The 9,192-nt window shown below is 50.0% G+C and carries 10 protein-coding genes and 1 pseudogene; 6 read left to right on the top strand and 5 right to left on the bottom strand.

Features of this window, described 5'->3' with window-relative positions; all coding sequences use genetic code 11:
* Positions 1-143: 143 nt before the first annotated feature.
* From ACP5PX_RS06805 to ACP5PX_RS06795, 3 genes are read right to left on the bottom strand one after another with little or no spacing between them, the layout of a single operon-like run.
* Entirely contained in the window at positions 144-1,304 is a 1,161-nt protein-coding gene (locus tag ACP5PX_RS06805; RefSeq protein WP_428085220.1) for an iron-containing alcohol dehydrogenase family protein, read from the bottom strand.
* A 38-nt stretch (positions 1,305-1,342) separates the two neighbouring features.
* A complete protein-coding gene (locus ACP5PX_RS06800) occupies positions 1,343-1,723 on the bottom strand; it encodes a RidA family protein (protein ID WP_428085219.1) in 381 nt (126 codons plus the stop codon).
* 10 nt (positions 1,724-1,733) lie between these two features.
* The gene (locus ACP5PX_RS06795) at positions 1,734-2,993 is read right to left on the bottom strand and encodes an acetylornithine deacetylase (protein WP_428085218.1); all 1,260 of its coding nucleotides are present in this window, start codon (positions 2,991-2,993) and stop codon (positions 1,734-1,736) included.
* Between the two features lie 121 nt (positions 2,994-3,114).
* Here ACP5PX_RS06795 and ACP5PX_RS06790 point away from each other — a divergent pair, with 121 nt between their 5' ends.
* A complete protein-coding gene (locus ACP5PX_RS06790; RefSeq protein WP_428085217.1) occupies positions 3,115-3,348 on the top strand; it encodes a hypothetical protein in 234 nt (77 codons plus the stop codon).
* A 145-nt stretch (positions 3,349-3,493) separates the two neighbouring features.
* Here ACP5PX_RS06790 and ACP5PX_RS06785 read toward each other — a convergent pair whose 3' ends face one another.
* Together ACP5PX_RS06785 and ACP5PX_RS06780 are read right to left on the bottom strand one after the other, a co-directional pair.
* The gene (locus ACP5PX_RS06785) at positions 3,494-3,973 is read right to left on the bottom strand and encodes a DDE-type integrase/transposase/recombinase (RefSeq protein WP_428085216.1); all 480 of its coding nucleotides are present in this window, start codon (positions 3,971-3,973) and stop codon (positions 3,494-3,496) included.
* A 305-nt stretch (positions 3,974-4,278) separates the two neighbouring features.
* Positions 4,279-4,395 (bottom strand): annotated as a pseudogene (locus tag ACP5PX_RS06780) (IS1/IS1595 family N-terminal zinc-binding domain-containing protein); the annotation flags it as partial.
* A 244-nt stretch (positions 4,396-4,639) separates the two neighbouring features.
* Here ACP5PX_RS06780 and ACP5PX_RS06775 point away from each other — a divergent pair.
* From ACP5PX_RS06775 to ACP5PX_RS06755, 5 genes are all read left to right on the top strand, one after another.
* Positions 4,640-5,278 (top strand): hypothetical protein, encoded by a 639-nt coding sequence (locus tag ACP5PX_RS06775; protein ID WP_428085215.1) that lies wholly within the window; start codon positions 4,640-4,642, stop codon positions 5,276-5,278.
* A gap of 37 nt (positions 5,279-5,315) precedes the next feature.
* Positions 5,316-5,615: a MoaD family protein gene (locus ACP5PX_RS06770; protein ID WP_428085214.1), complete on the top strand. Its 300-nt coding sequence runs from the start codon at positions 5,316-5,318 to the stop codon at positions 5,613-5,615.
* 84 nt (positions 5,616-5,699) lie between these two features.
* Positions 5,700-6,194 (top strand): 4Fe-4S dicluster domain-containing protein, encoded by a 495-nt coding sequence (locus ACP5PX_RS06765; protein WP_428085213.1) that lies wholly within the window; start codon positions 5,700-5,702, stop codon positions 6,192-6,194.
* 16 nt (positions 6,195-6,210) lie between these two features.
* Positions 6,211-8,112 carry an aldehyde ferredoxin oxidoreductase family protein gene (locus ACP5PX_RS06760; protein ID WP_428085212.1) on the top strand — a complete coding sequence of 634 codons (1,902 nt, stop codon included), beginning with the start codon at positions 6,211-6,213 and terminating at the stop codon, positions 8,110-8,112.
* 8 nt (positions 8,113-8,120) lie between these two features.
* Positions 8,121-9,095: an amidohydrolase family protein gene (locus ACP5PX_RS06755; RefSeq protein WP_428085211.1), complete on the top strand. Its 975-nt coding sequence runs from the start codon at positions 8,121-8,123 to the stop codon at positions 9,093-9,095.
* The last annotated feature ends 97 nt before the right edge of the window (positions 9,096-9,192 follow it).

Here is a 9,192-nt window from a genome sequence, read left to right as displayed (position 1 = left end):
GACACGGTGCTGGTCGACGGGGAAGTGGTGGTCAGAGGCGGGAAGCTGACGAAGGTGGACCTCGACGAGATCATCAGAAGGCACGGGGAGCTAGCGGCCGACCTGCTGGAGAGGCGAAAGAAATACATCAAGCCGCTCCCGTTTTAAGCCGAACCAGTGATGGCCATCTTGTAAAGCTCTGAAAGGTCTTTCTTAGTGGTTGGTCTGGGGTTAGTTGGTATTATATCAGTTTTTTCCACTAAGTCAGATATCTCATCAGTTTTTAGCCCGAGTTCTTCAAGTTTTTGAGGTATCCCTAGCTTTCTGCATAGAGCCTCAATAAGCTCCACAGCCCTTTCTGCAGCCTGTCTTGTTGTAAGATTTTTGATATTTTCACCCATAATTTCAGCAATCCTTTTCAGTTTTTCAGCGCAGTAGTCCAAGTTATAGCGCGTCACAACCGGAAGCAGTGAGCCACAGAGTAGCCCGTGAGGAAGGTCGTATTCCCCGCCGATAGCGTGGGCCATCCCGTGAATGTTTCCCAGCCTAGCGTTGGCGGTGGCTATTCCGGCCAGTAGGCTACCAAGTAGCATGTTGTTTCGAGCTTCGGCATCGTCACCGTTCTTCACAGCCCTTTCAATGTTGTTTATAATTAGTGAAATTGCCTTTTCCGAATACATATCCGTCAAAGGGTTGGCCATTTTTGAAACGTATGACTCGACAGCATGGGAAAGGGCGTCCATCCCTGACCAAATTGTGAGGTTTGGTGGCAGCTTTGTGGTTAGCTCGGGATCTAAAATCGCCGTCTTTGCGGTTAAGTGCCAGCTCAAAAAAAGAATTTTTCTTCTTCCCCTGCCGTTGGTTATCATTGCGGCCCGGCTCACTTCGCTTCCCGTGCCGGCAGTGGTCGGGACTAGGATAAGCGGGAGGGGAGGAGATTTGAACTTTTCGATACCTTGATACTCCCAGATATTACCCGGGTTAGTTGCCAGAGCGGCGATCATTTTGGCCACATCCATTGGACTGCCTCCACCGAAGCCGAGAATTAGGTCGCAGTTTTTCTTTCTCAAGAGCTCTAGACCTTCAGCCACGTTGGTATCCTTTGGATTCGGTTCCACGCTATCAAAGATGGTGAACTCTACGTTCTTCAAAGACGCGATAACTTTTTCAATTAGGTCGGTCTTCATCAAACCTTTGTCCGTAACAATTAGAACTCTGCTCCCCCCCAGTGTTTTTACTTCATCAGCAGTTTTTTCAACGCTTCCCAAGCCGAAAATTATCTTGGGCGCGATCCTAAATTCGAACATTTGCGTTGCCTCATCCATCGTTGCGGTTGTGTTGGCTTAAGCCTTGTGAATTCGGATCACTCAAAGTAGGCAGTTGCCTTTGCGGCAATCATCCATTTTTCAGAGAGAAGCCGGCTTACTTCCACAATCGTACATACGGGCCAGTAGTCCGAGAAGTACTCTCTTCTGATTTTTCTAAATTTGTCCAAGTTATTCATGTCGGTCAGAAAGGCGGTCATTTCAACGATGTTTTTCAGGTCTCCACCAGCCGCCGTCACGACTTTTCGCATATTTTCGAACACCTGCCTCGCCTGCACCTCAAAGTCCCCTTCACCGACGGTTTCTCCCTTGGAGTTTTCCGGAACCTGGGCGCAGATAAAAAGGAAGTTTCCCGCCCTGATGGCTCGCGAGTAGCCAACCGCCGGAGGCATATCCTTTATTTGAATTATCCCCTTCATACCTTTCCCGTCATTTTTCGTTGAAGGCCAGTATGTAGGCCAAATAGAGTTTGGCTGCGTCGACGAGTTCTTTCACGCTTATTTTTTCGTTGATTATATGCGCATCCTCGATTCTGCCCGGACCACAAATTGCGGAAGGTATGCCAAACTTTGAGAACCATCCCGCATCCGAAACCGAGGGCCAGATCGAGACCTCCGGCTTCTTCCCAAGTATTTTTTCCCTCACTTGAAGCAGTAGCTTGACGTGCGGGTTGTTCTCATCGATGTGGGCCGAGGGAAAGACCTCCCCTTTTTCTCTGACCAAGGATTCGCCACCCCAGGTTATCTCCGGAGGGTGCTTGCGCAGCCAGACGTCGGCCTTGGCCACGTTCATCACATGTTCCGTTATTTCCCGTTTGATATCTTCGACGTCCTCGTTGGGCAAAAAGTGGGCCGTGTACCATATCCGGCATTCGTCGGGTATGAATATTGGATTTCTGCCGCCTTCGATCACGGATGGGTTCAAGGTGGTGATCCCGGGCGAGATTTTGGGATATTTTTTCATGACTCCCCAGTACCTTTCTAGTTCTTGCATGCCCTCAATGATTTTACACATTTTTTCTATAGTGTTGGCCGCCTCCACCCCACCACCGGCGTGAATCATCTTATGCCTGACGGCGTCGTGGTACACCTCCGGGCTCTTTATCTTGATCCAAAAGGTTATGACGCCACCTTGGCCTTGGACTTCCAGACCGTTTGGTTCGGGAATTATGGCGAAGTCGCATTTGTATCCTTTTTCCAGCAGTCTTTTCGTTCCCGGTTCTCCGGCTTCCTCCCCGATCACCGATTGGATCATGAGGTCGTGTTTCAGTTCAAAACCGCTTTCGGCGATAAGCTTCACCGCAAAGAAGGCGGCAGCAAGGCCACCCTTCATGTCGGTCGATCCCCGTCCGTAGAGGTACTGTTCGTCGTAAAAGCCTTTGAAAGGTTCAAAGTCCCACTTTTCATCTTCCTTAACTTCGGCCACGTCCACGTGGCCGTTAAAGGCGATAGTTTCGCCGCCCTTTTTTCCCTCCAGGATACCCACCAAGTCGGGTTCTCCGGGATAGACGTCGACCATTTTCACCTGCATCCCGATTTTCTTCATATTGTTTGCCAGCCATTTTTGCAACGGCAGGGTGTTCTTTGCCGGCGGGTTCGGTGTTTTGAATGAAATAAGCTTGGCGGCAAATTTCAGAAGCTCTTCCTTTTTTTCATCCACCTCGGCCAAAAGTTCATTTTCCGTTTTCATTTTATCCCAAAATTCCATATGTGGACTTTCATAAAAATTTGAGTTTAGTACTCCCGCAGGTAAAAGTTCAGCACTGGAATGAAAGCATAACTTAAGTAATTGGTGCACCACGTGCACCACGATGAAAGTCAAAATCGGCATCTCGATAGAAAAGGATCTTTCGGATAAGCTTGAGGAGCTGGCACAGAAAATGGATGAGTTTAAAGTCTCCAAATCCGAGCTCGTAGAAGCTATTTTGGCGGCTTATTTCAAGTCAGCGGTAGAACACAAAGAGAAGACAAAAGAGCTGGTTGTGTTAAGGAGGAGCGGAAAGCTTTGTCCGCTTGGTCAAGGTGCACCGGGTGCACTTCCATAGAAGACGCCCGGTGGAAACGAAGAGTCGAAAACACTTGCGGGACTGCTGGAGTTTTGGGGTTGTGATGCAATTACAGGACAAAGTTTAGCATGTCTGATAGCATCCGTTGTTTGTATTCCGGCCCGATCGGGCCGGGCGCTTCAGTTCAAAAATTCCTGGCGAGGTAAAACAGCTTCACCAGCCCATCAAGGCCCGGCTCCAGCCCAAGCTGATCCAGGATTCCCCTTATTCTGCCCCCTCTGAAGAAATTGCGCATGAAGTTATACACCTGGAAGAAGCGGTCACCGCGCTCCAGGTTCTTGACGCCCCGCATGGAGCGGATCTTCGGAGCTAACTTGGAATGGTAGCGCTCGATGCGGTTGTTGCTGAGCAGGATGACCCCGTCGCCGTGCGGGGTCAGCTTCCCCTCGAAGTGGGCACGGACGTGCCTCGGGCGCCTGCCCAGCACGTTCACGCCACGATCGTAAATGGGGCAGTCGTCGCTCACCACGAAGTCGGGCGAAAACCCGGCCGCCTCCTTCGCCCGCCTGAGCGCTTTTTTGGCGGCCTCAGTGTTCCGCTCGGGGCGAGGTAGCTGGCAACGACGTTGTTCTTGGAATCGAGGACGGTTATCTGGTACGCCCACTTCCTCTCGCCGCGCTTGTACCGCTCCGAGGGGACGCGCTTGTGGGGCGTGAACTTCTCGTCCACATGCCACACCCTAGAAAACCTGATCTTGTAGCGCTTGAGAATGCGCTTCACGGATGGCCCGAACCGCTGGGGCCAGCGCTCGATCTGAAGGGCCGAGGCCTCGATGCCGAAAAGTCTGAGTATCTCCTCGACCTGATAGCTCGAGAGCGGATAGTTGACGTAGAGCACGGTGGCCGTCAAAACATCCTTCTCTGGCTTGTGCAGCCAGTGGTAAGGCGTTCCTGCACGTTCGTCGAACTTCTTTCCGCAGGATTTGCACCTGTACCGCTGGCGTCCGCTTCGGCTGAAGCCGTTCTTCCAAGAGCCTGCTCCGCAAGCTGGGCATTTGGGGTTAATTTTGGATCGGGGTTCATCCAATCACCTCGGTTGGTTTCTGTCCCCCCACCAGCCTCGGCCAGCTCCTAAATGCCACAATAACTATGGGAAAACTGTCTAAAATTAGCGCAGAACCAGTTTTGGAAACACTTTTAAAGCAGACTGAGAAATAGAACTTGATATAATGGAACCCATACTGTTGATGTCACTCGTACTGAGCTGTGTTCTGTTACCTCTGCCCTTCGCATTGCGATGGTGGTCAGGGTGGAAAAACAGAATTTTCGTTTTGGGATTGGTAATTCTGATTGTTGGGAAGCTGGTTGAGGCCTCACTGAATTTCCCCGGTGTTTCTTGGGATTGGATGTACGTTTCTGACCCCCTAATGATGGCGGGGGCCCTGCTTTTGTTCAGCAGGCTGGGTGGAGAGGTGATCGGGAAGAGTGAAGGTCCGGACCGAAAGATGGTCGGTGGTCTATTTTTGGGCGTCTCGCTGTTGGTCATAGTCATGTTTGCCCTTTCTTACATCATAACTGGGGCCAATGATTGGAGGTATTCCCTAGTTTCGATAGTTTACTACACAGGTTTCTTGGCGATTGGAATGTCATATCTGGAGCTTGGGGGTTACCACCCGCTTGCTTTTCTTGCGGCGTTTTTCGTTGTTTCCAACATAGTCGTCTGTCTTGGTTTTGATGCCGGATTCTGGGCAGGCACCATAACTGAGGAGGCCTACTCGGCGGCTCCTTGGTGGTACAGCTATGCGGCCCAGACGCTGGCAGGTATTTTTGCAGTGTTGCCCATGGTTGCAAAGGGGAGCATAAAAAAGGTTCAGTTGGCAAAGCTAAAAACGACTAAAAATGAGACTTGGTTGGCCGCAGGGATCTTGATTTTTACTATCGTTGTTATTTTTCTGATGCTCTACGCCTGATTCTTCTTTTGTTGGTTCAAAATTTTTATAGGAGCTTATGTCGAGGGATAGATGTATGAAGGTTAAAGTCAAGTTCATTGGCGCCTTTCGGGACGCGGCGGGTGTGAAGGAGGCCGAGATAGAGGGAGTGACAAACATCGATTCCCTTTTTAAAGCCCTCGTCAAGAGGTTTGGGGAAAAATTGAAAGAGGAGATGTTTGACCCCAAAACCAACAGGCTACTTGACTGGGTTTTCGTATCGCTGAATGGAAAAACCATTAGATTGCCTGAGGATTTAGACACATCTTTGAAAGATGGAGATGTGGTTGTGATTTATCCACCTCTGGCCGGTGGATGAAAATATTTTTTTCAAAGCTTTACAAATACTACAGATTTTTTATATCGGGAAAAACTTATTAGGTCTAGGATTGATTCCCTACACATGAACGATGAGGAAATTGGAGAAAAAAAGAAAATGCTCTTCACCGATGAGAAAAGGTGCACGGGCTGCCGGACGTGTGAGCTGGCCTGCGCCTTTTATCATTACAAGGAGAAGAATCCTTCGCGAGCGCTTATCAGAATAGTAAAGCTTGAGAACAAACTTAGAGACGTTCCGGTTGTCTGCAGGCACTGCGGAAAGGCGCCCTGCATGGAGGTTTGCCCGGTCGGTGCTATCAGCAGGAACAAGGACACGGGCGCAGTGGTCATTGATCAGGATATATGTATCAGGTGCAGGGCATGTGTCGAAGCCTGTCCCTTTTCCATAATTATAGTTGACCCCAAGACGAACAGGGTGACAAAATGCGATCTCTGCGGGGGTAACCCTAGGTGCGCTATGGTCTGCCCGACTGGTGCCGTTTTCTTTGCACGGCAGGATGTAGGTCCTAGAATCTTAGCCAGAAACAGGCTGGAGAAGAAGATTTTGGAAAAACCGTAATGGATGGGGTGGAAGAATGGAAAAAGAAAAAATCTACGGTTGGTCCGGGACTATAATCAGGGTTGACCTTTCTCGGGATAAAATAGTTAAGCAACCGCTGCCAAAAGATCTCGCCATGAACTTTTTGGGTGGTGCCGGGATAAACGCGAAAATTTTGTATGATGAAGTTGGACCTGAGATAGATCCGTTCGACCCGGAGAACAGACTAATTTTTGGAACCGGACCGTTGACCGGAACAATGATCCCGACCAGCGCCAGATACACGGTCACCGCCAAAGGGGCGTTCACCTTTGCTTTCGCCGATAGCAATTCTGGAGGGCACTGGGGCCCGGAATTAAAATTCGCCGGCTATGACCACATAGTGTTTCAGGGTAGGGCCAGCAAACCAGTTTACCTTTGGATTGATGATGACACTGTTGAACTCAGAGATGCGAGCAAGATCTGGGGCAAGGATGTCTTCCAGTCTGACGATATCCTGAAAGAGGAGATTGGAGACCCGGACATTAAAATCGCGTTGATCGGGCCTGCAGGTGAGAACCTTGTCAGGGATGCGGCCATCATGAACGATCGGGCTAGGGCGGCGGGATGGGGCGGCGTTGGTGCCGTCATGGGCTCGAAAAAGCTGAAGGCGATTGCGGTTCGCGGCACCAAGGGCGTCCAAGTGGCCCATCCGGAGCTGGTCGAGGACCTGTTCCACAAATGTGTCGAGATGATGAAGGGCTCGGCCAAGTACAAGTGGTACAGCTACTACGGAAAGCCTTGGCTCACCTGGCTGAGGAACGTAAAGCAGAAGTCCAACCCGACAAAGAACTTCACCCTCCCCAGGGTGCCGGATTCGGAATTCCCCAAAGTGGATCATGAGGCCTTTGCGAAACACATCGTCAGGTGGAAGGGCTGTTTCAACTGCCAGATGCACTGCGGCCACGTGCTCCGGGGGCTGGAGGGATCGTTTAAGGATGTGGTTGGAGAGGGCTACGAATACAATCAGATGATCGACGGCTACATGATGGGGATATTTGATTTGAATTTCGTGTTAAAGTGGGCGGTGGAAACCAACAGGCTGGGGATAGACTGCGATGGCCCCGCTTACGCCATCGCTTGGGCCATGGAACTCTGGGAGCGCGGATTGATTTCGGAGAAGGATACAGGAGGGATCAAGCTCGAGTGGGGCAATCAGGAGGCGGCTCTAGCCATGTTGGATAAGATAGTCCGCCGGGAAGGCTTTGGCGATTTGTTGGCAGAGGGAACCAGACTCGCCGCGAGGAAGTTCGGCAAGGGCACTGAGAAGTTCGCCCACCAGGTGAAGGGTGGCAGGATGGAGATAGATCCGAGGACGGGATGGGGCACGGCTTTATCCCACGCCACCTCAACCCGAGGCTCGGATCACCTCAAGGGCATGCCGCTCAGCAATGCCTACGGAAAATGGGCAGGTGTGGAGTATAACTACGCTGATGACAGCAGCACTGAAAACAAAGCTGAGGCGGTGATCTTTTTTGAGAACATGAATGCAGTCATAGACTCGCTAACCGTTTGCAAAAACGTGACCTGGACGCAGAGCGAGGACAGCTTCGGTTTGCCTGAATTTGCCGAGTGGATGTATGCAGTTACGGGCCTCCAATATACTGCCGAAGGATTGCTGAAAATTGGCGAAAGGATATACAATGTGGAAAGGGCGTTCAACTCTAAGTGCGGCTTGACCCGGGATGACGATAACTTTCCCGATAAGTTCTTCACAGAGCCGATTGAGTCAAAGATCAGGGTCTTGGACCGGGAAACCTTTGAAAAGCTTAAGGACAGGTACTATGCACTGAGGTGCTGGGACGTGAAAACCGGACACCCAACCAGAGCGAAGTTGGAGGAACTGGGGCTGGCAGATATTGCTGAGGACCTGATAAAGCGAGGAATTATCCAGAGGTAAAAATTTTTATGATTATCGATATCCATGCCGAGATAATCACCCACAGCTATCTGAGCCAGCTGTTGAAATACCGTGGCGTGCCGAGGATAGTGAGGAAAGGCGGTGGCTATTTAATCTTTTACGGAAACGGCCTGTCCTATCCCTTTGACGAGAGAATGTATGATTTGAGCGTTAGGGAAAAAGAGATGGAGAAAAGCGGGATTGATATTCAGGTTCTTGGTCTCGCCATGCCCGGAGTCGACATGTTGCGGAAGGATTTAGCTGTGAGGATCGCTAGGGAGAGCAACGATGAACTGTCGGAAATTAGCCGTAAAAATCCTAGGTTTTTGGCGTTTGCCACAGTCCCTATGAAATATCCTGCCCTGGCGATCAGGGAGATGGAAAGGTCCGTGAACGAGCTGGGCTTGAGGGGCATCAAAATACCCTCCAACGTTGACGGCAAACCCCTGGACTGGAAGGGATTTTACCCGATTTATGAAACTGCTGAGAGGCTGGAAATTCCAATTTTGATTCACCCCACCACACCACTGATGAGCGAGGTCATGAGGGATTATGGGTTAACAACCGTGGTCGGCTTTCTTTTCGATACTACTTTGGCGGTCTTGCGCCTGATATTTAGCGGTACTTTGGAGAAATTTAAAGGACTCAGACTAATATTGCCGCACGCTGGTAGCATCATACCCTATCTGATAAGCAGGATCGATCATCAATATGCCATCAATCCCGACTGCAAAAAGAGGATATCCAGACCACCCAGCGAGTATTTCCAGAGAATTTATGTTGATACAGCCCAATCATTTTATTTGCCTGCATTTAACTGCGCTTATCAACTAATGACTGCGGAGAGGATGGTGCTCGGAAGCGATTATCCCTTTGTTTCGCTGGAAAAGTCGGTTGAATTTATCAAAAATCTGAATGTTTCTGATGGGGAAAAAGAAAAGATACTGTCTGAAAATGCCAAAAGACTTTTGAAACTCATTTGAAAAAAATTTATTGACCAATATGCATTGTTGCATTAAATTTTTAAAATTGTCCTGAGACCGGTGTTTTGGCGGCTAGGGGCTGGACCGATGAGGTGGT

This window comes from Hadarchaeum sp. (SeqCode) (assembly GCF_049969415.1).
Taxonomy (GTDB): domain Archaea; phylum Hadarchaeota; class Hadarchaeia; order Hadarchaeales; family Hadarchaeaceae; genus Hadarchaeum.
The sequence above is the reverse complement of the archived record's forward strand: the minus strand, read 5'-3'. Positions and strand labels throughout refer to the sequence as shown.

Excerpts from the sequence above, each read along its gene's own strand:
- ACP5PX_RS06805 (WP_428085220.1), bottom strand. The coding sequence starts at position 1,304 with ATGGATGAGGCAACGCAAATGTTCGAATTTAGGATCGCGCCCAAGATA.
- ACP5PX_RS06800 (WP_428085219.1), bottom strand. The coding sequence starts at position 1,723 with ATGAAGGGGATAATTCAAATAAAGGATATGCCTCCGGCGGTTGGCTAC.
- ACP5PX_RS06795 (WP_428085218.1), bottom strand. The coding sequence starts at position 2,993 with ATGAAAACGGAAAATGAACTTTTGGCCGAGGTGGATGAAAAAAAGGAA.
- ACP5PX_RS06790 (WP_428085217.1), top strand. The coding sequence starts at position 3,115 with ATGAAAGTCAAAATCGGCATCTCGATAGAAAAGGATCTTTCGGATAAG.
- ACP5PX_RS06770 (WP_428085214.1), top strand. The coding sequence starts at position 5,316 with ATGTCGAGGGATAGATGTATGAAGGTTAAAGTCAAGTTCATTGGCGCC.
- ACP5PX_RS06765 (WP_428085213.1), top strand. The coding sequence starts at position 5,700 with ATGAACGATGAGGAAATTGGAGAAAAAAAGAAAATGCTCTTCACCGAT.
- ACP5PX_RS06760 (WP_428085212.1), top strand. The coding sequence starts at position 6,211 with ATGGAAAAAGAAAAAATCTACGGTTGGTCCGGGACTATAATCAGGGTT.
- ACP5PX_RS06755 (WP_428085211.1), top strand. The coding sequence starts at position 8,121 with ATGATTATCGATATCCATGCCGAGATAATCACCCACAGCTATCTGAGC.